This is a genomic window from Nonomuraea sp. NPDC003560 (assembly GCF_042878785.1).
Classification (GTDB): Bacteria; Actinomycetota; Actinomycetes; order Streptosporangiales; family Streptosporangiaceae; genus Nonomuraea.
In genome coordinates, this window is the sequence record NZ_JBIAOF010000019.1 from 60,665 (window position 1) to 87,554 (window position 26,890).

28 protein-coding genes are annotated in these 26,890 nt (G+C 71.7%); 15 read left to right on the forward strand and 13 right to left on the reverse strand.

The features are described from left to right. Together ACFYUV_RS47580 and ACFYUV_RS47585 are read right to left on the reverse strand one after the other, a co-directional pair. Positions 1-1,068, reverse strand: coding sequence for an LLM class flavin-dependent oxidoreductase (locus ACFYUV_RS47580; RefSeq protein WP_387681887.1), 1,068 nt, complete (start codon positions 1,066-1,068; stop codon positions 1-3). Between the two features lie 46 nt (positions 1,069-1,114). Beyond that, the gene (locus tag ACFYUV_RS47585; protein ID WP_387681890.1) at positions 1,115-2,278 is read right to left on the reverse strand and encodes an MFS transporter; all 1,164 of its coding nucleotides are present in this window, start codon (positions 2,276-2,278) and stop codon (positions 1,115-1,117) included. Positions 2,279-2,352: 74 nt separating this feature from the next. On the opposite strand from ACFYUV_RS47585, the gene ACFYUV_RS47590 reads away from it, so the two are divergent. Then, positions 2,353-3,354 carry an ROK family protein gene (locus tag ACFYUV_RS47590; protein WP_387681892.1) on the forward strand — a complete coding sequence of 334 codons (1,002 nt, stop codon included), beginning with the start codon at positions 2,353-2,355 and terminating at the stop codon, positions 3,352-3,354. A gap of 34 nt (positions 3,355-3,388) precedes the next feature. Here the strand turns inward: ACFYUV_RS47590 and ACFYUV_RS47595 are convergent, their stop codons facing one another. After that, a complete protein-coding gene (locus ACFYUV_RS47595; protein ID WP_387681895.1) occupies positions 3,389-4,819 on the reverse strand; it encodes an ATP-binding protein in 1,431 nt (476 codons plus the stop codon). After that, positions 4,816-6,465 (reverse strand): FAD-dependent oxidoreductase, encoded by a 1,650-nt coding sequence (locus tag ACFYUV_RS47600; protein WP_352319969.1) that lies wholly within the window; start codon positions 6,463-6,465, stop codon positions 4,816-4,818. Before ACFYUV_RS47600 ends, ACFYUV_RS47595 begins: the two co-directional genes overlap by 4 nt. An 84-nt stretch (positions 6,466-6,549) precedes the next feature. Between ACFYUV_RS47600 and ACFYUV_RS47605 the strand changes: the two genes are divergently transcribed. Beyond that, positions 6,550-7,122, forward strand: coding sequence for a TetR/AcrR family transcriptional regulator (locus ACFYUV_RS47605; RefSeq protein ID WP_387681898.1), 573 nt, complete (start codon positions 6,550-6,552; stop codon positions 7,120-7,122). Here ACFYUV_RS47605 and ACFYUV_RS47610 read toward each other — a convergent pair. Together ACFYUV_RS47610 and ACFYUV_RS47615 are read right to left on the reverse strand one after the other, a co-directional pair. Continuing rightward, positions 7,112-7,873 carry an SDR family oxidoreductase gene (locus ACFYUV_RS47610; protein ID WP_387681901.1) on the reverse strand — a complete coding sequence of 254 codons (762 nt, stop codon included), beginning with the start codon at positions 7,871-7,873 and terminating at the stop codon, positions 7,112-7,114. The two genes, ACFYUV_RS47605 and ACFYUV_RS47610, sit on opposite strands and share 11 nt — an antisense overlap. A 24-nt stretch (positions 7,874-7,897) precedes the next feature. Further along, positions 7,898-8,752, reverse strand: a complete 855-nt coding sequence (locus ACFYUV_RS47615; protein WP_387682124.1) for an RNA polymerase sigma-70 factor — start codon at positions 8,750-8,752, stop codon at positions 7,898-7,900. 116 nt (positions 8,753-8,868) lie between these two features. Here ACFYUV_RS47615 and ACFYUV_RS47620 point away from each other — a divergent pair, with 116 nt between their 5' ends. Together ACFYUV_RS47620 and ACFYUV_RS47625 are read left to right on the forward strand one after the other, a co-directional pair. Further along, complete coding sequence (locus tag ACFYUV_RS47620; RefSeq protein WP_387681904.1) at positions 8,869-9,546, forward strand: ThuA domain-containing protein; 678 nt, start codon at positions 8,869-8,871, stop codon at positions 9,544-9,546. Positions 9,547-9,597: 51 nt separating this feature from the next. After that, positions 9,598-10,485, forward strand: a complete 888-nt coding sequence (locus tag ACFYUV_RS47625) for a hypothetical protein (protein ID WP_387681907.1) — start codon at positions 9,598-9,600, stop codon at positions 10,483-10,485. A 27-nt stretch (positions 10,486-10,512) separates the two neighbouring features. Here the strand turns inward: ACFYUV_RS47625 and ACFYUV_RS47630 are convergent, their stop codons facing one another. Together ACFYUV_RS47630 and ACFYUV_RS47635 are read right to left on the reverse strand one after the other, a co-directional pair. Then, complete coding sequence (locus tag ACFYUV_RS47630; protein WP_387681910.1) at positions 10,513-11,142, reverse strand: MerR family transcriptional regulator; 630 nt, start codon at positions 11,140-11,142, stop codon at positions 10,513-10,515. A gap of 15 nt (positions 11,143-11,157) precedes the next feature. Further along, positions 11,158-12,006 carry a LysR family transcriptional regulator gene (locus tag ACFYUV_RS47635; RefSeq protein WP_387681913.1) on the reverse strand — a complete coding sequence of 283 codons (849 nt, stop codon included), beginning with the start codon at positions 12,004-12,006 and terminating at the stop codon, positions 11,158-11,160. A gap of 257 nt (positions 12,007-12,263) precedes the next feature. On the opposite strand from ACFYUV_RS47635, the gene ACFYUV_RS47640 reads away from it, so the two are divergent. Continuing rightward, positions 12,264-13,334 carry an acetyl-CoA acetyltransferase gene (locus tag ACFYUV_RS47640; RefSeq protein ID WP_387681916.1) on the forward strand — a complete coding sequence of 357 codons (1,071 nt, stop codon included), beginning with the start codon at positions 12,264-12,266 and terminating at the stop codon, positions 13,332-13,334. A 17-nt stretch (positions 13,335-13,351) separates the two neighbouring features. Here ACFYUV_RS47640 and ACFYUV_RS47645 read toward each other — a convergent pair whose 3' ends face one another. Beyond that, positions 13,352-14,302: an N-acetylglucosamine kinase gene (locus ACFYUV_RS47645; RefSeq protein WP_387681919.1), complete on the reverse strand. Its 951-nt coding sequence runs from the start codon at positions 14,300-14,302 to the stop codon at positions 13,352-13,354. A gap of 79 nt (positions 14,303-14,381) precedes the next feature. Here ACFYUV_RS47645 and ACFYUV_RS47650 point away from each other — a divergent pair, with 79 nt between their 5' ends. Genes ACFYUV_RS47650 through ACFYUV_RS47670 form a run of 5 tightly spaced genes read left to right on the forward strand, consistent with a single transcriptional unit; the run spans position 14,382 to position 19,246 of the window. Further along, complete coding sequence (locus ACFYUV_RS47650; protein ID WP_387681922.1) at positions 14,382-15,251, forward strand: MurR/RpiR family transcriptional regulator; 870 nt, start codon at positions 14,382-14,384, stop codon at positions 15,249-15,251. A gap of 1 nt (position 15,252) precedes the next feature. Continuing rightward, a complete protein-coding gene (locus tag ACFYUV_RS47655; RefSeq protein ID WP_352363078.1) occupies positions 15,253-15,987 on the forward strand; it encodes an SIS domain-containing protein in 735 nt (244 codons plus the stop codon). A gap of 17 nt (positions 15,988-16,004) precedes the next feature. After that, positions 16,005-17,417 carry an N-acetylglucosamine/diacetylchitobiose ABC transporter substrate-binding protein gene (gene ngcE, locus ACFYUV_RS47660; RefSeq protein ID WP_387681926.1) on the forward strand — a complete coding sequence of 471 codons (1,413 nt, stop codon included), beginning with the start codon at positions 16,005-16,007 and terminating at the stop codon, positions 17,415-17,417. After that, positions 17,417-18,328, forward strand: a complete 912-nt coding sequence (locus tag ACFYUV_RS47665; protein WP_352319946.1) for a sugar ABC transporter permease — start codon at positions 17,417-17,419, stop codon at positions 18,326-18,328. Before ngcE ends, ACFYUV_RS47665 begins: the two co-directional genes overlap by 1 nt. Beyond that, positions 18,329-19,246, forward strand: a complete 918-nt coding sequence (locus tag ACFYUV_RS47670; RefSeq protein ID WP_352363084.1) for a carbohydrate ABC transporter permease — start codon at positions 18,329-18,331, stop codon at positions 19,244-19,246. A 257-nt stretch (positions 19,247-19,503) separates the two neighbouring features. Here the strand turns inward: ACFYUV_RS47670 and ACFYUV_RS47675 are convergent, their stop codons facing one another. Next, positions 19,504-20,235: a UTRA domain-containing protein gene (locus tag ACFYUV_RS47675; protein WP_387681931.1), complete on the reverse strand. Its 732-nt coding sequence runs from the start codon at positions 20,233-20,235 to the stop codon at positions 19,504-19,506. A gap of 270 nt (positions 20,236-20,505) precedes the next feature. On the opposite strand from ACFYUV_RS47675, the gene ACFYUV_RS47680 reads away from it, so the two are divergent. Continuing rightward, positions 20,506-20,850, forward strand: a complete 345-nt coding sequence (locus ACFYUV_RS47680) for a hypothetical protein (RefSeq protein ID WP_387681934.1) — start codon at positions 20,506-20,508, stop codon at positions 20,848-20,850. After that, positions 20,847-21,059 (forward strand): hypothetical protein, encoded by a 213-nt coding sequence (locus tag ACFYUV_RS47685; RefSeq protein WP_387681937.1) that lies wholly within the window; start codon positions 20,847-20,849, stop codon positions 21,057-21,059. The genes ACFYUV_RS47680 and ACFYUV_RS47685 overlap by 4 nt, the downstream gene beginning before the upstream one ends. 222 nt (positions 21,060-21,281) lie before the next feature. Here ACFYUV_RS47685 and ACFYUV_RS47690 read toward each other — a convergent pair whose 3' ends face one another. Together ACFYUV_RS47690 and ACFYUV_RS47695 are read right to left on the reverse strand one after the other, a co-directional pair. After that, on the reverse strand, positions 21,282-21,488 hold the full coding sequence (locus tag ACFYUV_RS47690) for a hypothetical protein (RefSeq protein ID WP_387681940.1): 207 nt from the start codon (positions 21,486-21,488) through the stop codon (positions 21,282-21,284). A 160-nt stretch (positions 21,489-21,648) separates the two neighbouring features. Further along, positions 21,649-22,128 carry a MarR family winged helix-turn-helix transcriptional regulator gene (locus tag ACFYUV_RS47695; RefSeq protein WP_387681942.1) on the reverse strand — a complete coding sequence of 160 codons (480 nt, stop codon included), beginning with the start codon at positions 22,126-22,128 and terminating at the stop codon, positions 21,649-21,651. Between the two features lie 67 nt (positions 22,129-22,195). Between ACFYUV_RS47695 and ACFYUV_RS47700 the strand changes: the two genes are divergently transcribed. From ACFYUV_RS47700 to ACFYUV_RS47710, 3 genes are all read left to right on the forward strand, one after another. Continuing rightward, positions 22,196-23,038 (forward strand): alpha/beta fold hydrolase, encoded by an 843-nt coding sequence (locus ACFYUV_RS47700; RefSeq protein WP_387681945.1) that lies wholly within the window; start codon positions 22,196-22,198, stop codon positions 23,036-23,038. Positions 23,039-23,137: 99 nt separating this feature from the next. Next, positions 23,138-24,052 carry an ABC transporter permease gene (locus tag ACFYUV_RS47705; protein WP_387681948.1) on the forward strand — a complete coding sequence of 305 codons (915 nt, stop codon included), beginning with the start codon at positions 23,138-23,140 and terminating at the stop codon, positions 24,050-24,052. 74 nt (positions 24,053-24,126) lie between these two features. Continuing rightward, the gene (locus ACFYUV_RS47710; protein WP_387681951.1) at positions 24,127-24,678 is read left to right on the forward strand and encodes a GNAT family N-acetyltransferase; all 552 of its coding nucleotides are present in this window, start codon (positions 24,127-24,129) and stop codon (positions 24,676-24,678) included. On the opposite strand, the gene metE is transcribed toward ACFYUV_RS47710, so the two are convergent. Continuing rightward, on the reverse strand, positions 24,669-26,828 hold the full coding sequence (gene metE, locus ACFYUV_RS47715) for a 5-methyltetrahydropteroyltriglutamate--homocysteine S-methyltransferase (RefSeq protein ID WP_387681954.1): 2,160 nt from the start codon (positions 26,826-26,828) through the stop codon (positions 24,669-24,671). The genes ACFYUV_RS47710 and metE overlap by 10 nt on opposite strands. Between the last annotated feature and the right edge of the window lie 62 nt (positions 26,829-26,890).

Consider the following 26,890-nt stretch of genomic DNA (forward strand, 5'->3'; position numbering starts at 1 on the left):
TCATCCTCCTGCGGGGGCGAAGGCCGGCATGACCTCGGCGGCGAAGAAGCGCATGACCCGCTTCATGTCCTCCAGCGGCATGGGCCTGGTGCTGCCGAAGTCGCACAGGAGGTTGCTGAAGCCGGCGTCCCTGAGCAGCGAGATCTGCTCGATCACCCGGGCGGGGTCGCCGATGACCTCAAGCTGCTCCCAGCGGAAGTCCGGCGAGACCGAGCCGCCCTTGAGGTAGCGGTCCTGGTAGTACTCGAAGCCCTCGGCGGCCTTGCCGGTCCTCGGGTCGATGGGCGCGCTGCGCTCGTTGAAGATGCGCGAGCGGTCGAAGGACGCCTCGAACCTGGCCTGGTCCTCGCGGGCCTGCTCCAGCGTGGGGGCGACATAGACGCTGCGGGCCACCACCAGGTCGGCGCCCGCCGGGTGGCCGGCCCGCGCGGCCGTCTCCCGCCAGGTCTCGGCCGCCTTGACGACCTTGCGGAACGTCGCCGCGGGGTCGGCCAGGACGGGCAGGCCGCGCTCGGCGTACATGGTGACGGTCTCGGGGGAGACCGCGGCCACGTGCAGCGGCGGGTGCGGCGACTGCAGCGGACGCGGTACGAGCGAGACCTCGGCGCCGGTCCGGTAGAACTTCCCCTCGTGCCGGTACGACTCCCGCGTCCACAGCCCGAGGATCACCTCCAGCGCCTCGTTGAACCGGTCGCGCGCCTCGGCCAGGTCGATCCCGAAGCCCTCGAACTCGAAGCTCTGGTACCCCCGCCCGATCCCCAGGTCGAGCCGCCCGCCGGAGAGCACGTCCACCTGTGCGGCCTCCTCGGCCACGTGGACGGGGTTGTGCAGCGGCAGCACCACGATGCCGGTGCCGAGCCGGAGCCGGGAGGTGCGGGCGGCGGCGTGGGCCAGCATGGTGAACAGGTTGGGGGCCACGCCGTAGTCGCGGAAGTGGTGCTCGGCCAGCCGCACCCCGTCGAAGCCCAGCTCCTCGGCCAGCTCGATGAGCTCCAGATGGTAGTCGTAGACGTCCTTGAAGCTCTGGCCGTCGAAGCGGTGGAAGAGGTGGAAGGTCGAGAACTTCATGCGGCGGCCTCTCCGTATGTAAACCAAGCGCTCGCTTGGGAGCGTATCACGCCGGCTGCCGCTCCAGGACCACCTCCCGGGCCGCCTCGCGTGGCCGCAGCACCGGCGCGAGCAGCGTGAGCGCCACCAGGATCCCCGTGATCAGCGCGAACGCCGCCGGGTACGACACGCCGTCGGCCACCCATCCCGTCACCGCCGGCGCGGTCAGCCCCGACAGGTACGTGATCGTCGCGACTCCGGCGACCCCCTCGCCCGGCGTGGGCCCCGCGTTCCCCGCCGCCGCGAACACCAGCGGCACGATGACCGCGACCCCCAGCCCGACCAGCGCGAACCCGACGATGCCCAGCGCGGGCGTGCGGGCCAGGACCACCAGCACGCCGCCTGCGACCGCGACGATCCCGCCCGTCCGGACCGCCCGCACCGGGCCGGTCAGGCGCACCACGCGGTCGCCCAGCAGCCGGGCGCCGGCCATGCAGAGCATGAAGATCGTGTAACCCGCGGCGGCCACGCCGGGCCCGGCGTCGGCGACGTTGGTGAGGTAGACCGCGGCCCAGTTGGAGCTGGCGCCCTCGGCGAACGTCCCGCAGAAGCCGACCACGCCGATGGCCGCGATGGCCCGCGAGGGCAGGGCGAAGCGGCGCGGCGCGGGCCCGGCGGCGGCCCGCGGCCCGTCGGGCAGCAGCCCGCGCCCGGCGATCCCGCCCGCGACCACCAGGACGGCGGCGACGACCCCCAGGTGCAGGCGGGCGTCGATGCCGGCGTGCGCGGCCAGGGTGCCGAGGCCGCCCGCGGCCAGGCTGCCGACGGCCCACATGCCGTGCAGGCCGGAGATGACCGGCTTCTTCAGATGCCGTTCGAGCGTGACGCCGTGGGCGTTCATGACGACGTCGCACATGCCCGCCGACGCGCCGTACAGCAGGAAGATGACGAACAGCCAGACGGGGGCGGGGGCGAAGGCGGGCAGGGCCAGGCCGCCGCACCACAGCGCGAGCAGCGCGCGCGTGGTGGCGCGGCTGCCGAACCGGTGGGCCAGGCGACTGGCCAGCGGCATCGCCGCGAAGGCCCCGATCGAGGGGCAGAGCAGCGCGAACCCGAGCATCGCCGCGCTCAGGTGGACGTGCTCCTGGAGCCACGGGATGCGGGTGGCGAAACTGCCTGCGACGGCTCCGTGTGCGGCGAAGACGGCCGCGATGGCGCGATGAGGGCTCATGGCCAGAAAAACTATCAGGTAACCTTCCTGATGAAAAGAGCTATCAGGGAGGCTTCCTGACTATTATGGGCGGCGTGAAGACCGCGACCCCGTCCATGGCCCGTGCGATCAACGACCGGCTCGCCCTCGACCTGCTGCTGGAGCACGGTCCGCTGACCGCTCCGCAGCTTCGTGAGCTGACCGGCCTGTCCCGGCCCACCGTCTCCGACCTGATCGAACGGCTCAAGGGCGGCGGCCTCATCGAGGAGGCCGGCGAGCGCGGCGAGGACCGTCGCGGCCCCAACGCCCGCCTCTACGCGCTGGTCGCCGGCCGGGCCCACGTCGCCGGGGTCGACCTGCGCCGCACGGCGATCAAGGTCACGGTCGCCGACCTCACCGGCCACGTGGTCGGCTCGGCCGTCCGCGAGATCTCCGGCGACCTGGTCGCCCTCGTCGCTGCCACGGTCGCCGAGGCCGCCGGGGGCCGCGCGCTCGACAACGTGGTCATCGGCGCCCCCGGCCTGGTCAAACCCATGGACGGCGAGCTGGCGGTGGCCAACGACGTGCCCGGGTGGCGGCCCGGCCTGGTGGGCGCCGTGCGCGAGCGGCTGGGCGTGCCCGTCGTCCTGGAGAACGAGGTGAACCTCGCCGCGGTCGCCGAGCTGCGCACCGGCGCCGCCCAGGGCAGCGACGACTTCGTGCTGCTCTGGCTGGACGACGGCATCGGCGCCGCGGTCGTGCTCGGCGGGCGGGTGCGGCGCGGCGCGTCAGGGGGCGCGGGGGAGGTCGGCTTCCTCGACGTGGAGGGCACGCCGTTGTGCATCCTGCTCCAGAACACGACCCGGCCCGAGGAGCTGGCGCGCCGGGTGGCCAAGGGCGCCTTCGCCTTCGTCACCCTGCTCGACCCCGGCCTGGTGGTGCTCGGCGGGGCCACCGGCCAGGAGGGCGGCGACGAGCTGGCCGGGCAGGTCGCCGCCCGGCTGGGCGAGCTGTCGCCCGCACCCACCGAGGTCAGGGCCACCCGGGTCGGGGGCAACGCGGTGCTGGAGGGCGCCGTGCTGACCGCCCTCGACACGGCGCGGGACAACGTCTGGTGACCCGCGCCGGAAGGCCCGCCTCAGACGGTCCGGCTCACTGGACGGCGGCGGGCTCGCGCAGCGGCAGGCGCACCTCGAACCAGGTCTCGCCCGGCACCGAACGCACCTTGATCTCGCCGCCGTGCCGCCCGGCCACGATGCGGTAGGAGATGTCCAGGCCGAGCCCGGTGCCCTCGCCCACGCTCTTGGTGGTGAAGAACGGCTCGAAGATCCGGTCCTTGATCGCATCGGGCACGCCGGGGCCGGTGTCGCCGATCTCGACGATCGCCTCGTCCTCGTCGTGGGCCGTGCGGACGGTCAGCGTGCCCTCCTCGCCCATGGCGTCGAGCGCGTTGTGGATCAGGTTCGTCCACACCTGGTTGAGCTCGCCCGCGTAGCAGGGGATGAGCGGCAGCGTGCGGTCGTAGTCGGTGACCACGCTGACGCCCGGCGGGGTCTTGCCGCGGAAGATGGCGATCGTGCTGTCGAGCAGGTCGTGCACGTCGATCATCTGGAACGGCGCCCGGTCCATCTGCGAGTACTGCTTGGCCGAGCGGATCAGCGAGGTGATGCGCTCGGTGGCCTCGGTGACCTCGTTCAGCATCTGGGAGATCTCGACGGCCTCGGCCAGCCAGTGGAGGGCGGCCGGGGTGTGCTCCTCGCCCACCTTGCCGCGGATCTTCTGCAGGTACTCGGCGGTGAAACCGGCGTTGACCAGCGCGGGAGCCAGCTCCCACGCGTCCTCGACGCCGACGTCCTCCAGCGCCTCACCCAGCTCGTCCTCGGCGTCGGAGATCTCCAGCGGGGAGCGCTGCGGCTGGTTGCCCAGGTTGCTCGTGCACGCCTCCTGGGCCTCGATCAGCGTGCGCAGCTTCTCCGGCGGGATGCCGGCCTCGGCGAGCTGGGCGAGCTGGATGCGGGACGCCTTGATCAGCGAACGCAGCTCGCTCACCGCGCGCACGGCCGCCGCCGCCGGGTTGTTCAGCTCGTGCGTGAGCCCGGCCGTGATCGTGCCGAGCGCGGTCAGCCGCTGCCGCCGGTCGATGATCTCCCGCTGCATGCGCCCGCCCGACATCATGCCGTCGAGCAGGTGCATCGCCATCGGGAACCACTCGGCCACGATGTAGGCGAACTTCTTGGCGGGCAGCAGGAAGATCCGCGAGGGCGCGGTCGCGCGCAGCGTGTGCTGGTAGGTCTCCGGAGCCCGGTCGCCCAGGTACGCCGAGGTCGCGCCGCCGTACACGCCGGGCTGGGAGGCGCGCGGCATGGCGACGGTGCCGGCGCTGACCGTCTCGTTGATCATCTGCACCTCGCCCTCCAGCAGCACGGCGAAGCACTCGGCCGGCTCGCCCTGCCGGACGATGTCCTCGTCCTGGGCGAATGAGCGCACCCGGCCGCTGGCGGCCAGCTTGCCGAGCTGCTCGTCGGTCAGCCGCTCGAACAGGAAGAGCTTGCGCAGTTCGTCGATGTCGACGGTGTCGGTCATTGCTTCTCCAGATAACGATGCACCAGCGCGACGGCCATCGCGCCCTCACCGACGGCGGAGGCCACCCTCTTGATCGACTCGGCCCGCACGTCCCCTGCGGCGAACACGCCCGGCACGTTGGTCTCCAGGTAGTAGGGCTCGCGGCGCAGCGCCCAGTTGCGCGGCCGCCTGCCGCCCTGCACCAGGTCGGGCCCGGTCAGCACGAACCCCTTGGCGTCCCGCTCGATCGTCTCGCCCAGCCAAGACGTGTACGGCTCGGCCCCGATGAACACGAACAGGTACTGGGCGTCGACCGTGCGCTCCTCGCCCTTGGTCGACAGCGTGAGCCGTTCGAGGTGGTCGTCACCGGCGCCGGCGACGACCTCGGTCAGGAGGCTGACCTCGATGTTGTCGATCGCGTTGATCTGCTCGATGAGGTAGTGGGACATGGACTTCTCCAAACCATCACTCCTCACCAACAAATGGACCTTGCGCGCGAATCCCGCCAGGTAGACGGCCGCCTGCCCGGCCGAGTTGGCCGCGCCGACGATGTAGACCTCGTTGTCCTTGCACGCCGGCGCCTCGGTCAGCGCGGCGCCGTAGAAGACGCCCCGGCCGACGAACTCGTCCAGGCCGGGCGCCTCCAGCCGCCGATAGGTGACGCCGGTGGCCAGGATGACCGCGTGGGCGGCGATCTCCCCGCCGTCCTTGAACCCGATCACCCGGGCCTGCCCGCGCGGCTCCAGATGGGTGACCTTGCGCGCGCTCAGCAGCTCGGCCCCGAACTTCAGCGCCTGCCGACGCGCCCGGTCGGCGAGCTGCTGCCCGGACACGCCGTCGGGGAAGCCCAGGTAGTTCTCGATCCTGGAGCTCTGGCCCGCCTGGCCGCCCGAGGCGTGCGCCTCGACCAGCACCGTGTTCAGGCCCTCCGAGGCGCCGTAGACCGCCGCGCCGAGGCCCGCGGGCCCGCCGCCGACCACGATCAGGTCGTAGAAGTCGGTGGCCGGCGTGGTGGACAGCCCGACCGCGGTGGCCAGCGTGGCCTGGTCGGGGGACTCCAGCGTGGTGCCGTCCTCGGTGACCACCAGCGGCAGGTGACAACCCTCGCCCGCCGCCTTGACGAGCTGCGCGCCCTCGGGGTCCTCGGCCAGCATCCACTGGTAGGGCACGTGGTTGCGGGCCAGGAAGTCCCGCACCTGGTACGAGCGCGCCGACCAGCGGTCGCCCACCACGCGCAGCTCGGGACGCGCCGTCCGGTCGGTCCGCATCCAGGCGTCGAGCTGGCCGTCGATCACCGGGTAGAACTTCTCCTCCGGCGGGTCCCACGGCTTGAGCAGGTAATGGTCGAGGTCGACCACGTTGATCGCCTGGATCGCGGCGTCGGTGTCGGCATAGGCGGTCAGCAACACCCGGCGCGCGTACGGGTACATGTCCATGGCGGCTTCCAGGAACTGCACGCCGTTCATCTGCGGCATCCGGTAGTCGGCCAGGATCGCCGCCACCTCGTCGCCGCGCAGCCGCATCTCCTTGACCGCCTCGATGCCGTCGTGGGCCGCCTCGGCGCGGACAATCCTGTACTCATGGCCGTACCGGCGCCTGAGGTCACGAGCCACCGCCCGCGACACCCCCGGGTCGTCGTCGACCGTCACGATGACCGGCTTGTCCATTCCCCTACCTTCTCCCCAATGGTCCCTAAGGGAAGGATGTCATGCACGCGTGGGTTGGTGAGCACTCGCTCATATCATGGGCGGATGAGCACCCGTGAGCGCATCCTCGACGCCGCCGAGCAGGCCATTCGGGAGTTCGGCATCTCGGGCGCGACCACGCGGCGCATCGCCCAGGCGGCCGGCTGCTCCGAGGCGCTGCTCTACAAGCACTTCGCCGGCAAGGAGCAGATCTTCCTCGCGGTCCTGCTCGAACGGCTGCCCGCGCTCGCCCCCGCGCTGGCCCGGCTGCGGCTGAGCACGGGCGAGGGCGACCTGGCCGACAACCTCACCCGCTTCACCCTGGCGGCGCTGGAGTTCTACACCGAGGCCGCCACCATCGCCTCCGGCATGCTGGCCGACCCCTCGCTGCTGGCCCGGTTCAAGCACATGCTGGCCACCACCAACACCGGCCCCCACCTGCCGATCAGGGCGCTGGCCGAGATCCTCGACGCCGAGCGGGCCGCGGGCCGCGCCGACCCCGGCCTCGACCCCGCCGCGGCGGCCGCCCTGCTGATGGGCGCCTGCTTCCACCGGGCCAACCTGTCCTACTTCGTCGACCCGGCCGACAAGGACGAGGAGTGGGCGGCCGGCGTCGTCGCCGCGTTGCTCAGGCGATGACCCGGCTGGCGCCGCCGTCGACCAGCATCGAGACGCCGTTCACGTACGAGGCCCGCTCGCTGGCCAGGAACGCGATCACGTCCCCCACCTCCTCGGCCTGACCGACCCGCCCGACCGGCACGGCCCGGCCGCGCTCCTCGATCACGTCGTCGCCGCCCGACATGCCGCGCAGCCGTTCGGTGTCGATCGCCCCCGGCAGCACGTTGTTGACCAGCACGCCGTCGCCGCCCACCTCGCGGGCCAGCGTGCGCACGAGCCCGGCGACGGCCGGCCGCATGGCGTTGGACAGCGCCAGCCCGTCGATCGCCTCGCGGACGGACGAGCTGGTGACGGTGACGATCCGGCCCCACCCCCGCGACCGCATCTCCGGCAGCACCGCCTGGATCAGCCGGACGGTGCCGAGCAGGTTGCGCTGCACCGCGACGTCCCAGTCCTTGAGCCCGACCTCGTCGGAGCGGCCGGTGGGCGGGCCGCCCGCGTTGGCCACCAGGATGTCGACCGGGCCGAGCACGTCGCGCGTCTCGTCGGCCACCCGCTGAGCCGCCGCCGGGTCCTCCACGTCGGCCAGCACGGCGTGCACCACGTGGCCGAACTGCTGCAGCTCCACCACCGCGTCCGCGAGCCGTTCGGGGTTGCGCGAGCTGACGCACACGTCGCAGCCCTCGCGCGCGAGGCTCTTGGCGGCGGCCAGGCCGATGCCCGCGCTGCCGCCGGTGACCAGGGCGACCTTGCCCGAGATGCCGAGATCCATAAGCCGACTATAGTGACGGGCCGATCAGTCCGGCCGCACCCGGGTCAGCTTGTCCGGGTTGAGCACGCCGTAAAGCCCCTGGATACGGCCGTCGCGCACGTCGAGGGCGATGAGCTGGTCGCTTCCTGCCACGTGCGTCCACAGGGCGGGGCGGCCGTTGGCCTCGACGAGGCGCGCCTGGCTGAAGTCGTAGCGGGCCAGCAGGCCGCCGATGAAGCCGCTGACCTTGCGCCGGCCCAGGATCGGGCGCAGGGCGGCCCGGACCTTGCCGCCGCCGTCGTTCCACATGACGACGTCCTCGTGCAGCAGCTCGGTCAGCGCGTCGAGGTCGCCGCCGCCGGCCGCCTCCATGAACTTCGTCAGCAGCCTGGCGTGGTCCTCGTTCGTCGGCGTGAACCGGTCGCGGCCCTGCGACACCCGGACCGAGGCGCGGTGGTGCATCTGCCGGGCGTTGGCCACCGACGAGCCGACGATCTCGGCGATCTCGTCGTACGGCAGCTCGAACGCCTCCCGCAGCACGAACACCGCCCGCTCCGGCGGCGACAGCTTCTCCATCAGGTGCAGGGTCGCGAAGGAGACGGTGTCACGCAGCTCGGCCGTGTCCAGCGGCCCGGCCTCGCCCGTCGCGACCGGCTCGGGCAGCCACGGCCCGGTGTACGCCTCCCGCCGCACCCGGGCCGAGCGCAGCTGGTCGAGGGCCAGCCGCGAGACCACGGTCAGCAGGAACGCGCGGGGCTCCCTGATCTGGCTCCGGTCGGCGCCCTCCCACCGCAGCCAGGCCTCCTGCACGACGTCCTCGGCGTCCCACATGCTGCCGAGCAGGCGGTAGGCCAGGCCCAGCAACATGGGGCGGTATTCCTCGAAGTCCACGTCCGGCATCATGCCCTGTCGCCCGGCCGGGCGGCTCGGTGGGGGCCGGTGGCGGCACTGTGGGGCGGCTCGGTGGGGCGGCTCTGTGGGTGGCCAAGGCGGGCCGGGCGTGATGGGCTGGGGGCGTGGCGAGAAATCTGATCCTGTCAGGAGGGCTCTTCCACGACTTCGCCGCCACGTCGGCCGCGCTCGCCGACGTGCTGGGCGAGGTGGGCGTCGAGTCCGAGATCACCGAGGACATCGCGGGCGCGCTGAGCGAGCCGCCGGAGGTGCAGCTCATCACGGTCAACGCGCTGCGCTGGCAGATGGGCCAGGACCGCTTCGCCGACCTGCGCGGCGAATGGCGCTTCGCGCTGCCCGCCCAGGCCCGCACCACGCTCCTCGACCACCTCGACCGGGGCGGCGGCCTGCTGTGCATGCACACGGCCGCGGTCTGCTTCGACGACTGGCAGGGCTGGCCGCGGGTGCTCGGCGGCAGCTGGAACTGGCCCAAGTCCCACCACCCGCCCCTGGGCTGGACCGGCGTGCGGGTGCACGGCGCCGCCCACCCCATCGTGGCGGGCCTGCGCGACTTCGACCTGGTCGACGAGGTCTACAGCGACCTCGACGTGCTGCCGGACGTGCGTCCCCTGGCCTCCGCGCACGGCCAGCCGCTGGTGTGGGCGCGACCGGTGCGCCGCGGCCGGGTGGTCTACGACGCGCTGGGGCACGACACCAGGTCCTACGACAACGAGATCCACCGGACCCTGCTCCAGCGGGCCGCGTCGTGGCTGCTGAAACGGCCGGTGGACGACACCGGCTGACACGTCCGGTTCGGACAAGACCCGAGCTCGCGCGGCGGGCACGATGGCCGTATGAACGTCAATCTCTCGGCGGTCGCCGGGTTCCTGGCCACGCACGCGCGGGTCCTGGACCGGCGCCGCTTCCACTTGCTCATGGAGGAGACCGGCCCGGCCTCCGTGCTCGGCGCCCTCGACGCCTACCGCAACCCCGACGGCGGCTACGGCTGGGGCCTGGAGCCCGACCTGCGCTCGCCGGAGAGCCAGCCGGGCGCGGCGCTGCACGCCTTCGAGGTGTTCGAGGAGATCGGCCCCGACACCGCGCCGCAGGCCGTCGCGCTGTGCGACTGGCTGGAGTCGGTGACGATGCCCGACGGCGGGCTGCCGTTCGCGCTGCCGCTCACCCTGACCGAGGGCACCGCGCCCTGGTGGGCGGGCGCGGACACGAGCACCTCGTCGTTGCAGATCACGGCCGTGTCCGCGGCGGCGGCCCACGGCGTGGCCGCCCACGACCCGGCCGTGGCCGCGCACCCGTGGCTGGAGCGGGCCACCCGCTACTGCCTCGACGCGATCCAGGCGCTGGACGAACGGCCGCACGCCTACGTGCTCTCCTTCGCCGTGCGCTTCCTGGACGCCGTCCACGGGACGCGGCCCGAGGCGGCCGGACTGCTCAAGCGGCTGGCCGCGCACATCCCGGAGGACGGGCGGGTGCCCGTGGAGGGCGGCACCGCGGAGGAGCGGCTGCACCCCCTCGACTTCGCCCCCTACCCCGGACGGCCGGCGCGCGAGCTGTTCGCGCCGGAGGTGATCGCCGCCGACCTCGACCGGCTGGCCGGGACGCAGCAGGAGGACGGCGGCTGGGTCGTGGACTACGCGCGGATCTCGCCCGCCGGCGCGCTCGAATGGCGGGGCGCGGCCACCGTGCGGGCCGTCGAGATCCTGCGGCGCAACGGCGTGCTCTGACCGGTCCTGACCGGCTCCCGCCGGCCCCTACCGCTGGCGCTGCCCCACCCGGCGGGCCGACTCCGACTCCTGGGCCATGCGGCGCAGCGTGTCGAACGCCTTGCCGTACAGGACGGTGCCCAGCACCAGGGCCTCCACGGCGGCGTCGCGCGGCCCGTCGAAGGGGATGGTGTCCATCTCGACCTCGGTCACCAGCTTCCTGGCGGCCTCGACGTACGGCGCCAGGTCGACGCGCAGGCCGAGCTGGCGCATGCGGACCAACGTCTGCGCCAGCTCGTCGCGGGTGGGGGCGTCCTCGACGACGTTCCAGCCGAGCTCGTCGATCAGCCGGTTGACCTCGGCCCTGGCGGTTCGCCACTCCTCGTCCTGCTCGGGCTCGACGACCGGGCCGAGCGCGTAGTGCGCGATCCCCAGCATGTGGTGGATGGGCAGCGTCTCGTCGTCGACGGCGGCGATGACCTGCTTGATGGCGGCCACGGGGAGCCTGCCCACCTCCAGCAGGGCCCGGATCAGGCGCAGCCTGCGCAGGTGGGAGTCGTCGTACTCCGCGCGGGTCGCGGCGGTCTGCTCGCCCTGGTGCAGCATGCCCTCACGCAGGTAGTACTTGATCGTGGGGATGGCGACACCGGATCGGGCGCTCAGTTCTGAGATGCGCATCGATAGATAATAGCGCTATCCAGAGCGGGCGACGTGGCGGGCCGCGCTCACCACCTCGTGGACGTCGGCCTGCCGGTTCCACAGGAAGACCGCCTCCAGCGGCGGCACCTCCTCCTTGATGGGCACGAAGGTGAGCGCGTCGGGCACCGCGCTGCCCTCGTGGACGCACAGGCTGTAGCCGGCCCCCGCGCCCACCATGTCGATCACCAGGTCATGGGTGGCGGCGGCCGGGCCCAGCCGGGGATGCAGCCGATGCCGGACGAACCCCTCCAGGAACCGCCGGGCCCCGGCGACCGCGTCCGACTCGGGCATGATCAGCGGCTCGCCGGCCAGGTCCGCCAGCGACAGCGCCTCCTGCCCGGCCAGGGGGTGGTCGCGGGGGAGCAGCGCGCGGACCGGGAAGCGGTGGACGAGCATCCGGGCCACGCCCCTCGGCAGCGAGCCGGGGGCGTAGCCGAGGCCGGCCTGCAACGTGCCGTCGGCGATGGAGACCAACTGCTCGGCCGTGCTCATCGGCGCGATCCGCATCGGCACGTTCTGGAGCTGCGCGAGCAGCCGGGCGGCCACGTCGGCCAGCCCGTCGGCCACGCCCAGCCGGGCGGTGCGGCCCGTGCCGCGCGCGGCGGCCACGGCCCGTTCGTAGGCGTCGAGCGCCACCGTGGCCTGGGCCAGGAACGCCTCGCCCGCCTCGGTGAGCCGCACGCCGCTGGACGAACGGCTGAACAGCTCGACGCCTATCTCCTTCTCCAGCGCCCTGAGCTGCTCCGACAGCGTGGGCTGCGCGATGTGCAGCGCGGTCGCGGCGCGGCGGAGGCTGCCGGCGCGCGCGATCGCCATCGCGTATCTGACGTAGCGCAGATCCATCTCTCACCTCGGGGTGATGATGATGGGCTATCGGCTGATCACATCTCCGTATTACAAGACGGGGCAGCCCGCGTGAAGACATCCAGTCACGGCTTGTGCCTTCCCGCTGCTCAGAACCTCGCCCAACCTGGCGGCGACGGCCTTCGGACGCAGGACGCCGCCGTTGTGGCCGCCCGGAAACTCCGCGTACGGCGCCTCTGGCGCCTCGGCCGTCCGCGTGCCGAGCAAGCGCTTGTCTTGACGTGTTATCGTGCGGGATGCAGTCCTTCGCCGGGTGCGCGGCCGTGGCCGGGATCGGGATGACCGCGCTGACCAGGCAGTCCGGGCGCACCGAGCTGGAGCTGGCCGCCGAGGCGTGCCGGGCCGCCTGCGCGGACGCCGGGATCGTCCCCGGCGAGGTCGACGGGCTGCTCAGCTACCACATGAACGACTCAGCGCCGGTCGTCCAGGTGGCCCGCGCGCTGGGGATCGAGCGGCTGCGCTGGCACAACGACATCGCCGGCGGCGGGACGCAGGCGGCGTCGGTGCTGGGGGACGCGGCCATGCTGATCCACGCCGGCGTGGCCAGGAACGTCCTGGTCTTCCGGGCGCTCAACGGGCGGTCCGGCACGCGGATGAACACCGCCTCCACCGGCCCCCTGGAACGCCACACCTACGGCCTGGCGGGGCCGATCCCGCTGTTCGCCATGGCCGCGACCCGCTACCTGCACGACACCGGGCTCACCGCCGAGCACCTGCACGCCGTGGTCGCCCAGTCCAGGCGCAACGCCGCCGCCAACCCCCGCGCCCTGCGCCGCGAGCCCCTCGACCTGGCCGCCTACCTGGCCAAACCGTATGTCTGCACGCCGCTGCGCACCGCCGACTGCTGCCTGGAGACCGACGGCGCGTGCGCGCTGCTGGTGAGCGGCGTCCTGGACGGCCCGCGCATCCGGGCGGTCGTCCGCGGCGGCGGGCCCGGCTGCTCCTCCATGGACCGCTCGCCGGACGTGACCGCCGTCTTCTCCGCGCACGTCGCGCCGCTGTTGTGGGCGGCCTCCGGGATGCGGCCCGCTGACGTCCGGGCGGCGCTGCTCTACGACGCCTACTCCTGGCTGGTGCCCCGGCAACTGGAGGACTTCGGGCTGGTGGCGCGGGAGGACCTGGGGGCGTACCTGCTGGAGCGGCGGCACGCGTGGGTGAACCCGCACGGCGGCCTGCTGTCGGAGGGGTACGTGCACGGGCTCAACAACGTGGCCCAGGCGGTGCGGGAACTGCGCGCCGGGCACGAGACCGCCCTGGTGACCGGGTTCGGCGGCAGCTACGGCAGCGCTGCCCTCCTCACCCGGTGAACGTCAGGGAGTGAACGTCAGGGAGTGAGCGTGAACGCGGCGTGCGAGCTCCGGCCGTCGTCGCCGGGCAGCACGCCGCGGGCCGCCAGCCAGGCCGCCGCGCCCGCCGCGTCGCGCGCCGTGCGCACCCGCTCGCCGGACAGCCGCGCCAGCACGGCCCGGCGCACCGGCCCCTCGCTGGTCAGCACGCTGCCCGCGAGCACGACGTCGCCCGAGACGTGCACTCTGCGCAGGGTGGCCACCAGACGGTCGGCGGCCTCCTCGGCGACCTTGAGCGCCATCGCGTCACCGGCCTCGGCCGCCCGGCTGACCAGGGCGGACAGCGCGGCCAGGCGCATGTGGTCGGCCTGCGCGAGCCGCACGAACCGGTCGGCGACCGCCCGCGGCGACCCCGGACGCTCCTCGCCCAGGACCTGCTCGACGACGAGCGCGACCAGGCTGCCGGGCTCGCCCGTCGCGCCCCGGTCGAGGGCGGAGACCACGGCCTTGGCGGCGGCGCGGCCGATCCAGAAGCCCGAGCCCTCGTCGCCCAGCAGCCAGCCGAGCCCGTCGGCGATCGTGTCGATGCGGTGGCCGGCGACCCTGGCCGCGACCGCGCCCGTGCCCGACAGCAGCAGCGAGCCGTCGGGCTCGGCGGTGCCGGCGGCGTAGGCCACCGCCACGTCGCGCTCGATCAGCGGGCCCGCCTCGATGCCGTGGCCGGCCCACACCCGGGCCAGCTCGGGGACCAGCGTGTCGACCTGGCCGGCGACCCCGGCCAGCGAGGCCACGACCCGGCCGCCGTCGTGCGACCCCAGCGCCTGCCCGAGCGCGGTGCCGATGGCCGCCACCGCCTTGTCCAGACCGTGTGCCGAGGGGTTGCCGGCGCCCGCCCGGGCGTAGCCGACCCGGGTGCCGTCGAGGGTGTGGACGGAGACGCGCGTCGAGGTGGCTCCCGCGTCGACACCGACCACCAGCGATTTGGTCACGGTCGAATTCTGGGGGTTGACGTGACCGGGAAGCAAGAATAATTTTCGCCAGAAGACCGAGTATTCGGAAGGAATATTCGTGACTTCAGGAGCCCTCGGGCGCGTCGAAACAGAACTGCCCGGTCTGCCGGAGGCGTTGCGCCGGGTCGGCGAGGTGATACTCGGCGACCCCGCCGAGGCCGCGCGGTCGACCATCATCGCGCTGGCCGAACGGGCGGGCAGCTCGCCCGCCACCGTGACGAGGTTCTGCCGGGCGTTCGGCTTCTCCGGCTACGCCGAGCTGCGGGTCGCCCTCGCCACGGAGACCGGCAGGGCCGCGCAGGCCGGCTGGGGCGCGGGGGTCGGGCACGAGATCGGCCCCGACGACCCGCTCGACTCGGCCATCGAGGTCATGGCCGCCGCCGACGCCAGGCTCATCCAGGACACCGCCGCCCAGCTCGACCTCGCGATGGTCGCCCAGGTCGCCGACGCCGTCGTCAGGGCCCGCAGGGTGCTCCTGATCGGCGTCTCCACCAGCGGGAACGTCGCCACCATGCTCGAAGGCAGGCTGCGCCGCATCGGCATCCCGTGCTGGAGCGCCGGCGACGCGCACGTGGCGCTGTCGGAGGCGGCGCTGCTCGGCGCGGGCGACGTCGCCATCGGCATCAGCCACCGGGGCCGTACCCGCGAGGTCATGGAGGCGCTGGCCGAGGCGGGCAGCCACGGCGCGACCACGGTCGCCGTCACCTCCTTCGCCCGCTCGCCGCTGGCCGAGCTGGCCGGCCTGGTGCTGACGACGGCCAGCAGGGAGACCACGTTCCGGCTGGGCGGGCTGGCGGCCGTGCACTCGCAGATCTTCGTGCTCGACGCCGTCTACGTGGCGGTCGCGCAGCGCACGTACGAGCGCACCAACGAGGCGTTCGAGCTGACGATCAGCGCGGTGGAGAGCCACCGCGTGGAGAGAGGCTGACATGCGGTACGCGTCCAAGGCCCTCGCCCTCGCCGGACAGGTCGCCGAGAGCCAGGCGGAGCCGGTGCGCCGGGCCGCCGCCCTGATCGTCGCCGCGCTGCGCGCCGGCGGGGTGGTCAACGCGTTCGGGTCGGGGCACTCCGAGGCCATCGCCATGGAGATCGCCGGACGGGCCGGCGGCCTGGTGCCCAGCAACCGCCTCTCCCCGCGCGACCTCGTCCTGTACGGCGGCCGGCCGCCGAGCGTGCTCACCCCGGAGCTGGAACGCGACCCGGCCGTCGCCCACGAGATCTACGACCTGGCCCCCGTCGCGCCGCAGGACGTGTTCGTCCTGGTCTCCAGCTCCGGCGTGAACGGCACGGTCGTGGAGCTGGCCACGCTGGTCAAGGAGCGCGGCCACCCGCTCGTCGCGATCACCTCGGTCGCGCACAGCACGCGCATGACCTCGCGCCATCCCTCGGGCGGCAAGCTCATGGACCTGGCCGACGTCGTGCTCGACAACGGCTCCCCGTACGGGGACGCCGTCCTCGACCTGCCGGACGGCGGCACGTACGGCGCGGTCTCCACGATCACCTCGGCGCTGCTCGCGCAGATGGTGGTCACCGAGGCGGTGGAGGAGCTCGTCGCCCTGGGCGAGCGGCCCCCCGTCTACCTGTCGGTCAACGTGACCGGCGGCGACGAGCACAACAAGGCCCTGGAGAGCCGGTACGCAGGGCGAATACGACGAGGATCATGAACAGCTAGGAGCCATCAATGCCTGACACCCCCCATATCAGCCGTCGTGAACTCCTGCGCGGCGCGGCTCTCGTCCCCGTCGCCGGGGCGCTGGCCGCCTGCGCCACCCCGGCCGCCAAGCCCACGGCCACCGCCTCGTCCGCGCCGGTGGCGACCAGCGCGGCCAACCCGTTCGGCGTCGCGGACGGCAAGCCGCTGGAGGTGTGGATCTTCGACGGCGGCTTCGGCCAAGACTACGCCAAGAAGATCCACGAGCCGCTGTTCACGACGAAGTACCCGAAGAGCGAGATCAAGCACAACGCCACGAAGGAGATCACCAAGGTCCTCCAGCCGCGGTTCGCCGGCGGCAACCCGCCGGAGGTGATCGACAACTCCGGCGCCAACTTCATGGACTTCGGCGCCCTGTCCCAGGACGGCCAGCTCCAGGACCTCACCCCCCTGCTCGACGCGCCGAGCTGGGACGACCCCGCCGTCAAGGTCAGGGACACCATCGACCAGTCGGTCATCGACATCGGCACCTACGACGGCAAGTTCAGCGTGCTGGGTTACGTGAACTACATCCACGGCATCTGGTACTCACAGAAGGTGTTCAGGGACAACGGCTGGGAGATCCCCAAGACCTGGGACGAGTTCGTCAAGCTCTGCGAGACGATCAAGAAGTCCGGCAAGATGGCGCCCTTCACGTACGCCGGCAAGTTCCCCCAGTACCTGTACGAGCCGCTGCTGACCATGGCCGCCAAGATCGGCGGCAACGAGGTGCTGGTCAACATCGACAACCTGGAGGACGGCGCCTGGACCACCGAGGCCATGAAGACCGCCGCCGCGGCCTGGGCCGAGGTGGGCGCCAAGTACCTCATGGAGGGCACGACCGGCCTCGACCACGTGCAGACCCAGACGGCCCAGAACAAGTACAAGGTGGCCATGCTGCCGTCCGGGTCGTGGCTGGAGAACGAGCAGAAGAGCACCACCCCGCCCGACTTCGAGTACGGCATGTTCCCCATCCCCGACGTCACCGGCTCCGACAAGATGCCGTACGGCACCCTGCACACCCAGCCCGGCGAGAACTTCATGGTCGCGGCCAGGAGCGCCAACCCGCAGGGCGGCATCGAGTACCTGCGCGGCATGTTGTCGAAGAAGGCGGCCGGCGACTTCAGCGAGATGGTCAAGACGGTGACCGCGGTCAAGGGCGCGACCGAGGGTCGCACGATCTCGCCCGGCGTCACCAGCGCCTCCAAGGCCGTCGCCGACGCGGGCGCCAACACCGTCTACTACCGCTGGTACACCTGGTACGGCCAGCTCAAGGACGAGGGCATCGCCGCCACCGGCGAGCTGATGTCCGGCGGCCTGACGCCGGAGAAGTACCTGGAGCGCATGCAGAAGAAGGCCGACGAGATCAAGAACGACTCCTCGATCAAGAAGTACAAGCGCTGATGTTGTTCAACAGGTATCGCCGCGGGCTGTTCATCACCGCGTTCCTGGCAGCCCCGGTGATCCTCTACCTCGCCTACGTCATCTCGCCGCTGATCCAGGCGTTCCGCATCGCGATGACCGACTGGCGCGGCGTGACGGCCACGCCGGACTTCATCGGGCTGGACAACTTCGTCCGGCTGTTCAAGGACGGCGTCTTCTGGAAGGCCGTCAGCCACAACGCCATGCTGCTCGTGCTGCTGCCGCTGCTCACGATCGTCATCGCGCTGTTCTTCGCCTTCCTGCTCAACGTGGGCGGGCGCAAGGGCTCCTCGGGCATCGCGGGCTCGAAGTTCTACCGGGTGGTGTTCTTCTTCCCGCAGGTCCTGGCCGTGGCCGTGGTGGGCGTGCTGTTCCAGCAGGTGTTCCGGCCCGACGGCAGCGGCATGCTGAACGGGCCGCTGATCGCGCTCGGCGCCAAGCCGGTCGGCTTCCTGTCCGACCCCGGCGTGGCCTTCTGGTCGGTGCTCGGCGTGCTGGTCTGGCAGGCGGTCGGCTTCTACGTCGTGCTGTTCTCGGCCGGGCTGGCCTCCATCCCGCGCGACATGTTCGAGGCGGCGCAGATCGACGGCGCGGGCCGGTTCAGCCTGTTCTTCCGCATCACGCTGCCGCTGCTGTGGGACACCATCCAGGTGGCCTGGGTCTACCTCGGGATCCTGGCGCTCGACGCGTTCGCGATCGTGTGGGTGATGACCGACCAGCACGGCGGCCCCGACTGGTCGACCACCGTCATGGCCGCCGAGATCTACCGCAACGCCTTCCAGTACTTCCGCTTCGGCTACGCCTCGGCCCTCGGCGTCATGATGTTCTTCTTCACCGTCGGCTTCGCCATCCTCTCGCTGCGCCTGTCACGCCGCGAACGAATCGAGTACTAGATGACAACGACGACCACGTGGACGGTGGCGAACTCCCGCAAACTGGCCCGTCAGGAGCGCCGGCGGCGGCTCGGGCCGATGGCCGTGCTCTCCCATGTCGCGCTCCTGGTGTGGACGGTGCTCGTCGTGGTGCCGATCCTGTGGACCTTCCTGGCCTCGGTGAAGAGCGAGGACGAGATCTTCGGCGAGGCGTGGGGGCTGCCGGCCAAGCTCAACTGGGACAACTTCGCCCGCGCCTGGGAACAGGCGCACATCGGGCAGTACATGCTCAACAGCGTCATCGTCGTCACCTTCAGCGTGGCCGGGACGATGCTGCTCGGCTCGATGGCCGCGTACGTGCTGGCCCGGTACCCCTTCCGCGCCAACCGGCCGATCTACTTCCTGTTCGTGTCCGGGCTGGCCTTCCCGGTGTACCTGAAGCTGACGCCGCTGTTCTTCGTCGTGCAGAACATGGGGGCGGTGCCGCTGGTGGGGCCGTACATCGGGTTGAACACGCATGCGGGGCTGGTGCTGGTCTACATCGCGTACTCGATGCCGTTCACGGTGTTCTTCCTCACCGCGTTCTTCCGTACGCTGCCCACGGCGGTGGGGGAGGCGGCCATGGTGGACGGCGCCTCGCACACCCGCGTGTTCTTCCAGATCATGTTGCCGATGGCCAGGCCGGGCATCATCAGCATCACGATCTTCAACGTGCTCGGGCAGTGGAACCAGTACCAGCTCCCGCTGGTGTTGCTCCAGGACCGGGACAAATGGGTGCTCACGCAGGGGATCGCTGACATCTCCACGTCCGCGGGGTACGACCAGGACTGGTCGGCGCTGTTCGCCGCGCTGACGCTGGCGATCCTGCCCATGCTGGTGGTCTACACGGTGTTCCAGCGCCAGATCCAGTCCGGCCTGACCTCCGGAGCTCTCAAATGAACAGCTTCACCTAAGGGGGCTTCGCCCCAGAGCACAACGGGCTTCGCCGGGGGGCGCTTCGCGCCTGGGGACTCAGGCGCTCTTTATTGGGGCGCCTAGCGGCGCAACCCGCGCGCCTGGCGGCGCCATGGTGCCGCCGGCGCCTGGTTGTTGGACTGGTCGGCGGGGATCCTGTCCAGGGCCGCGTCCAAGGGCGGTGGTTCTTGAAACCAGGTGTCGGATCTACGGGCGGTGGTGCCGATCCCGCTGGTCGCGTCTCAGAATTCGTCGTATCCCGAGACCTGGCCGATGGGGAAGATGTGCCGACTGGCGGCGCAGATCGTCTCAAGAACATGGATCGGCGTGCCCTCGGTCGAATAGCTCGCGCGCAGCACCTGGACCACCCACTCGCCTGGATCAAGCTCCAACGTCTCACGCTCGAAGGCGGTCGGGAGCCGGGCGGTCAGGTTCTCCTCGGCGTGGCCGAACGCGTAGCCCAGGGCGGTCAACGCCGACTGCAACGACGGTGTCACGAACTCCGGCTCGGCGATCCGGGTGTCGCCGAACAGGTCCGCCCGGAAGTAGCTCGTCGCGACCCGCACCGGTACGTCGTTCGCGCTCATCATCTTGCGCCGCGCCACGATCTCGGCCTCAGGTTCGACACGCAGGCACGCCGCCACATGCTCACTGGCGGGCTCCAGCCCGACGTACAACATGCGGCGATCCGCCTTGAGCCCCTGCCGTTCCGCCTCGGCCAGGAAGAGCGATTTCGAGCCCCGGACCGCCGGTTCGGTCGGCAACGCACGCTGCACCAGCACCCGAGGGGCGGGCGAGGCGGGTCCTTCTGGCGCGCGGGCCGCCGGTCCCTTTCGCATCTGTGAGATACGTCCCGGTGAGACGCCCAGCCGCCCGGCGATCTCCTCCAGGTTCATGCCGGACTCCCGCGCCTCGGCGATGGCCTGCCGCCGCATCTTGGCGGCCTCGGTCACCAGCCCCTGTTCCTCGGTCATGAGCCGACTGAGGACGCGAGCTCGTTCCACTGGATCACTGACCTGGGCGACTTCCCTCAGCGTCTTCAAGTCCATCCGTGTGCCGCCTCCTCAGCGACCGACATTCGGCGCACTTCAGACCCCCTGTTGCAGGGGTCTCACCTCGGCTCTACCCTCGACTTTAGCCCCCCTAAAGCGGGGCTGTAGTAGACCCCCACCTACGGGACAAATGGTGCTGCAACACCACCCGTAAGCAGGGGTCTGGGCATCGAGAGCTTTGGGGCGTCAACGATGCAGGACAAGGTTATCGCCGTACCCGAGAACGGCAAGGAACTCCCAGCCGGGCCATCCGCAGATCTCCTGTGCACGGTTCTGCGAGACGAGCACGGCATCCAGACGGACATCCACATCGGATACGGCCTCGCCTTGCTGTGGGTGTGGGACGGACTGGTGATCTGGTGCGACGGTGAGTGGTACTGGTGGCGAGCGGACTGGGACGGCTGGCGTGCGCGGGTGTTGTACGCTCGCCATCCGGCCATCGAGTCAGCACGGGCCGCGCGCCGGATCGCCTTCCGCTACGCGGCACTGCGCAGGTCGCAGGAGAGGTCCGCGCTCACCGTGGGAGCACGGGCATGAGCCTGACGGTCCAGGAAGTTCTCGGCAGGTTTCCCGGGTGGCGGATCATCGACGTGACCGGCGGCTGGGTCGCGCTCCGCGTCCCCCTCGTGTCCGCTGACAGCGGGCTCTCCAACGTCCGCTGCGGGGCGACCCTGGCGGAACTGGTCGGGAACCTCCAGACCGAGAGCAGGCTCCACGAGTCGCGCTCACCCGCGACGAGCAACTGAGCGGACGGAAGCCGGCCCGGCAGGCCGTGCATGTCCCGCCGACTCCGAAGCACGTCGTTCTTCAGCGGCGACGTGGTGGCGGTTCTCAGAGTCTTTCTGGCAGGAGGAGCAGCGAATGGGTGTGGTGCGGGCGCACGACGGTGAAGTGCCGGCGATCGAGCGTGGCCACCTCTGGAGTGTTGAGCCGTTGGGCGATCGCTATGACGGAGGCGTCGACCGCGCTCAGAGGCAAGTTCGCATATCAGAAGGGTGATTGTCCTCCGCCCGCAGGATCTCCTCGGCGCGTTGCGCGAAATCCGGCTCCGCATCGAGCATTCCGATGAACGGCAAGTCCCGCACCGCCTGCTGCTCGTCGAGCTGATCCCGGACCAGACGGAGCAGAGGCGCGACCTTCTCTTCGGGCAGCCGGTACCAGGTGATGAAGTTCATCGCGCATCACGCTCATGCCATCCAGTCTACGAGACATGAGCGTCCTGAGCCTGGGACACCCTTGTCCTGGCAGGGGAAGGTCGTCCCGTCGAGCTCGGGCTCGCTGGAGGTGAGGCCGACCGGGCAGGCGGCAACAGCGAGCCTCGCCTGCGCCGCCGGCCTAACCCCGGGTGACGGCCTTGTGGACGTCGCTGAGGAAGCGTTCGATGGTGGCCCGTTCCGCGGGGTCGTACCGGCCCATGAGGGCGACGATCTCCTGGATGAGCGGGCCGAAGAAGCTCCAGCCGAGCGTGACGGCGCTCTCGTCGACCTTGAGCAGCACCCGCCGCCGGTCCCGGGTGTCGCGTTCCCGGCGGACGTGACCGAGCCGTTCCAGACGGTCCACCACCGCCGTGGTGCCCGCGGAGTTGAGGCCGAGGTGTGTGCCCAGCGTTCCGGGGGTGGCGGGGGTGCCGGTGCGGGCGGCGTCGAGGAGGCAGATGAGCGCGCGTACGTCGGTCGGGTGCAGGGCGTGCGCGGCGGCGAACCGCTCGCCCGTGCGGTCGAGTTCCACGGTGACGGCGCGCAGCAGATGGACCAGCCGCATCCCGGCGTCCTGGTCGTGCACGTTCCCGGCATGCTCCGGCGGCGGCGTCGTCATGCCACCAGTATGGCATTATCTCGCTCAGCGAGATTATTGCTGAGCAAGCTATTCAGTTAGGTGCGGCATGTCCGACTTCCTCTCCGCCTACGACGCGGTCCTCGAACGCTGGCCGGTTCCGGTCGAGGGCATCGACCTGGTCTCCGCGTACGGCACGACCCGGGTGAACGCGTGCGGCCCCGCCGACGGCCCGCCGCTGGTCCTGCTGCACGGCGGCGGCACCACGGCGGCGATGTGGTGCGCCAACGTCGCCGCGTTCGCCCGCCGTCATCGCGTGTACGCCGTCGACCGCATCGGCGAGCCGGGACGGAGCATCCGCGGCGAACGCCCCCCGCGCGGCGCCGGCGACCTGCTTGGCTGGCTGGACGGCGTGCTCGACGGCCTCGGGATCGACAGCGCGGCGGTGTGCGGACACTCCTACGGCGGGTGGATCGCCCTGACGTACGCACTCCACGCCCCCCGTCGGGTCGAGCGGCTCGTCCTGCTCGACCCGACGCAGTGCTTCGGCGGGTTCCGGGCCGGATACCTGGCCCGCGCGCTGCCCACCCTGCTGCGGCCGACGGCCTCGCGCGCGCGGGCCTTCCTGGAGTGGGAGACCGGCGGCGCGCCCGCCGACCCCGCCTGGCTGCGGCTCTACGGCCTGGCCGCGGAGTTCCCGGACACGAAGGTCGTCACCGGGAAACGGCCCGAGCCCGGATCGCTGCGCGCGCTCACCACGCCCACCCTCGTGCTCGTCGCCGGCCGCGGCAAGGCGCACTCCCCGCACCGCGTCGCGTCGGCCGCCGCCCGCCTGCTGCCGGGCGTGCGGACCGCGGTGCTGCCGCGCCTGTCCCATCACGCGATGCCGTGGCACGAGCCCGCCGACCTCAACGCCCGCGTCGTCGACTTCCTCGACGGACGAGCCATCTGACCCGACGCCCCTCGAAGGCGCGCCAGGACGCCCGTCTCGCCGCCCCGGAACCTGGACTCCTGGGCATTCCGCGACGCAGCAGGCCGTGAGGAGACTCCCATGCCACCCGCGCCCGAACAGGAATCACTCGCCGCCCTCGCGACCCGGCACGGGCTGCGGCGATCCATGGCCCGCCCGGACATGCACGTCTACCTGCGCCGATTATGGGAACGCCGGCACTTCATCCTGGTGTACGCGACCTCGCGCACCGCCTCGAAGTACTCCGCCTCCGCGCTCGGTCAACTGTGGCAAGTGGTGACGCCGCTGCTGAACGCCGGCATCTACTGGGTCATGTTCGGCCTCGTCCTGGGCGGACACGAGCACATCGAGAACTATGCGGCCTTCCTCGTCACGGGGATGTTCGTCTTCACCTACAGCCAGCGGTCGGCCTCGGCGGGGGCCAAGTCCGTCTCGGGGAACCTCTCGCTCATCCGCGCCCTGCACTTCCCCCGCGCCGCGCTGCCCCTGGCCTACACACTTCAGGAACTGCGGCAGGCGGCCGTCTCCATGGGCGTGCTGCTCGTCCTCGTGGTCGTCATGGGGGAGTTCCCCACCTGGTTCTGGCTGCTGGTCCCGGTCGCCCTGCTCCTGCAGACGATGTTCAACATCGGGCTGAGCCTGGTCCTGGCGCGGCTGGGGGCCTCGCTGCGCGACGTGAACCAGCTCCTGCCGTTCGTCCTGCGGACCTGGCTGTACGCCTCCGGGGTCTTCTTCTCGATCCAGTACAAGATCGTGGGATATCCGGACCCGGTCACCGGCGAGCCGGTCGGCGGGGTCGGGCTGCCGCAGTGGGTGGCCGACGTCATGTATCTCAACCCCGCCGCCTCCACCATCGAGTTCATGCGCGACATCCTGATCCACGCCTCCAGCCCTCGCCCGCTCGTCTGGCTGAGCTGCGCGTTCTGGGCGGTCGCCGGACTGACCCTCGGGCTCTGGTACTTCTGGCGGGCCGAGGACACGTACGGGCGCGGGTGAGGACACGTACGGGCGCGGGTGAGGGCCGGAAAAGAGTTCGCGCGCGGGGGGCGTGCTCTGGTTTGCTCCCCATCATGACGTCTGCGTGGGTCGGCGAGCGCGTGCGCCTGAGGGCCATCGAACCGGAGGACTGGGCGGCGCTCTTCGCCTTCGAGGAGGACACCGACGCGGCCAGGAACGGCTGGCGGCTGCCTCCGCCCCGCTCGGCCGCCCAGGCCCAGAAGTGGGCCAGGGAGCTGGCCGAGCAGGAGCCCGACATGGACGAGCTCCGCCTGGTGATCGCCGACGCGGCCGACGGCCGCCCGGTCGGCATGCTCAACACGCACGAGGTCGAGCGCGTGCACGGCACGTTCTGCTACGGCATCTCCATCGGCACGCCCCACCATCGCAAGGGCTACGCCAGCGAGGCGATCGTCCTGCTGCTGCGCTACATGTTCGCCGAGCGCCGCTTCCAGAAGGCCGAGGCGTGGGTCTACAGCTCCAACGAACCGTCGCAGGCCCTGCACCGGCGGCTCGGCTTCGTCGAGGAGGGCCGCCGGCGCAGGAGCCGCTTCGCCGCCGGGCGTTACGACGACGGGATCCTGTTCGGGATGACGGTCGAGGAGTTCACCGAGCGCTACGGCTGAAGCTCGGCCCGCAGCCGCCCGGTGGCCTCGACGACGTGCGCCAGCGAGGCTTCCACCTGCTCGTACGTGCGCGTCTTCAGCCCGCAGTCGGGGTTGACCCAGACCCGCTCGGCCGGCAGCGCCGCCAGCGTCCTGCGCAGCAGGTCCTCGACCTCGTCCGCGCCGGGCACGCGCGGGGAGTGGATGTCGTACACGCCGGGGCCGAGGCCACGGCCGAACGCGCGCACCGCGCCCAGGATGCGCGCCCCCGAGCGGGCCGACTCGATCGTGGTGACGTCGGCGTCCAGGCCGTCGATGGCGGCCAGGATCTGGTCGGCGTCCGAATAGCACAGGTGGGTGTGGATCTGGGTGCGGTCGGCCGCGCCCGAGGTGGCCCGCCGGTACGCCGCCACCGCCCACTCCAGGTAGTCGGCCTGCGCGGCCCGCCGCAGCGGCAGCAGCTCGCGCAGGGCGGGCTCGTCCACCTGGATGATCGACACCCCGGCCGCCTCCAGGTCGCGCACCTCCTCGCGCACCGCGTCGGCCACCTGGAACACCACGTCCCGCAGCGGCAGGTCGTCGCGGACGAACGACCAGGCCACGATCGTCACCGGCCCGGTGAGCATGCCCTTGACCGGCTTGGCGGTGAGCGACTGCGCGTAGGAGGCCCAGCGCACGGTGACGGGCCCGGGACGCCCGACGTCGCCGTGCAGGATCGGCGGCCGGGTGCAGCGCGACCCGTACGACTGGACCCAGCCGTTCCTGGTGACCGCGAACCCGTCCAGGTGCTCGGCGAAGTACTGCACCATGTCGTTGCGCTCGGGCTCGCCGTGCACGAGCACGTCCAGGCGGAGGCGTTCCTGCAGCCTGACGACGTGCTCGATCTCGGCCTCGACGCGCCGCTCGTAGTCCTCCTCCGGCAGCGTCCCGGCCACCACGGCCGCCCGCGCCGCGCGCAGCTCGCCGGTCTGCGGGAACGAGCCGATGGTGGTGATCGGCAGCACGGGCAGGCCCAGGTGGGCGGCCTGGGCGGCGGCCCGCACCGGGTACGGCGCCCGCTCCTGCGGCGCGGCCGGCGCGGTCAGCGGCACCGAGGGCGCGGCCGGGACCGGCCCCCGGAAATCCGGCCCCTCGGCGACGGCGCGGGCCAGCGCCACCACCTCGGCCACCTTCTGCTCGGCGAACGCCAGCCGTTCCCGCAGCGCCGGATCGAGGTCGGGCTCGGCGTCCACGTCGTAGGGCACGTGCAGCAGCGAGCAGGACGTGCTCACCGTCACCCGGTCCGCGCGCACGCCGCCGAGGGCGGCCAGGGCGCGTTCCCGCGAGGTGCGCCACACGTCGCGGCCCGACACCACACCCGCGACCACGGTCTTGCCCGGCAGGTCGGGCACGGCGCCGCCGCGCACCAGGTCCACGCCGATCGCCTCGACAGGCGTGCCGGCCAGCACCGGCAGCGCGGGCCCGAGGTCGCCGAAGTAGGAGGCCACGAACAGCCCCGGCCGGACGGCCGCCGACCCCAGCCGGTCGTAGGCCAGCCGCACGGCCGCCAGCTCCTCGGGCGTGCGGTCGCCGACCAGCGCCGGCTCGTCGAGCTGCACCCACTCGACGCCCTCGGCGGCCAGCGCCGCGAGCAGCTCCTCGTAGCAGCCGAGCACGTCCTCCAGCCGCTCGGGCGCCCCGGCCAGCAGCAGGAACGTCACCGGCCCGACCACGACGGGCCGCGTCTCGTAGCCGAGCGCGCGGGCCTCGCGCACCTCGGCGAGCGGCTTGGCGGCGTCCAGCTTGAAGACGGTCTCCGGGCCGATCTCCGGCACGATGTAGTGGTAGTTGGTGTCGAACCACTTCGTCATCCGCAGCGGCGTCAGCCTCTCGGTGCCCCTGGCCATCGCGAAGTAGGGGTCCTCGGCCGCGCGGTAACGCTCGGGCACCGCGCCCAGCAGCACCGCCGTGTCCAGCACGTGGTCGTACAGGGAGAAGGTGTTGGACGGCAGTCCGTCCAGGCCCAGCTCGGCCAGCCGCCGCCAGGTCCGCTCCCTGATCTCCGCGCCCGTCCGCTCCAGCTCCGCGCGGCCGGACCGCCCGTCCCAGTAGGACTCCAGGGCCCGCTTCAGCTCCCGTCGCGGCCCGATCCTCGGATACCCGAGCACCGTGGACGTGGGGAATGGCGACATCTCAGCTCCTCGATCACGTCGGTCAGATGCGGGAATCGTGTCCGGCGGGACCGAGGTGGTGC